Origin of the sequence: Mesorhizobium sp. M4A.F.Ca.ET.050.02.1.1 (assembly GCF_003997725.1) — a bacterium.
In the GTDB taxonomy this organism is placed as follows: domain Bacteria; phylum Pseudomonadota; class Alphaproteobacteria; order Rhizobiales; family Rhizobiaceae; genus Mesorhizobium.
The window spans coordinates 1-956 of the sequence record NZ_RZSG01001274.1 but is presented as its reverse complement, the minus strand read 5'-3'; the positions used below and the strand labels follow the sequence as shown (position 1 = coordinate 956).

At 54.5% G+C, this 956-nt stretch carries 1 protein-coding gene; it reads left to right on the top strand.

Translation table 11 applies throughout. The annotated features are described in order from the left end of the window. On the top strand, positions 1–956 hold a 956-nt coding region (locus tag EOA33_RS36900), incomplete at both ends, for an HNH endonuclease (protein ID WP_145989559.1).

Here is a 956-nt window from a genome sequence, read left to right as displayed (position 1 = left end):
GTCAATCATAATCAAACGGCCCGCCAGGAGATCGAGGGCCAGTATCTCTGGTCTCCAAAAACTGAACGCAACGGCGCGCGCAGCGAATTTTATAACAATATGCGTCGGGCCTCGCCTGGCGATTTCGTCTTGTCCTTTTTCGATCAAGCTATTCGCTATGTCGGCCGAGTTACCGAATTCGCATTCACCGCGCCCAAGCCGGCAGAATTCAAGGAAGCTGGGTCCTACTGGAACAAAGAGGGGTGGCTTCTTCCTGTGTTCTGGACGCGGCTTGAGCCATCTATACGCCCAAAGGCATTGATAGGTGTGCTGGGGCCGCTGCTGCCTAGTAAGTACTCACCGATTAGTCCGACGTCCGGGTCAGGCAATCAAAAAGCGTATCTCGCAAATATTTCGTCGGTGGTGTTTCAAACAATCGTCACCGACGCAGTTTTCGATCGCGCCGCTCTGGAGCGGGGTGGTGCCAATAGCCTGACTTTCGAAATCGTCAATGAACAGCTCGAAGATGCTGTCGAGCGGCAGATCAAAGATGATCGAAGCCTTGACGATACCGTCAAGAAGAGCGTCATTCTCGCTCGTCGCGGACAAGGGAAGTTTCGGGCCAACGTTGAGACGGTAGAGCGCTCGTGTCGCCTTACAGGAGTGACGAACCCGTCACTGCTGATCGCGAGCCATATCAAGCCATGGCGATTATGCACTTCAGCACAAGAACGACTCGATGGCATGAACGGATTGCTTCTAACGCCCGATGCCGATCATTTGTTCGATCGCGGCTTCATCAGCTTCGATGATGGCGGTGAAGTTCTGGTTTCACCGCGCGTCGATCGAACGGATTTGCAGCGGCTCGGTTTTGATCAACTGGCAATGCAGCGGTTCGGCTTCGCTGAAGCGCCGGCGACCTGGCATGTTGGGGCGTTCACGGCGCAACAGCAAAGCTATTTGGCTCATCATCGGAC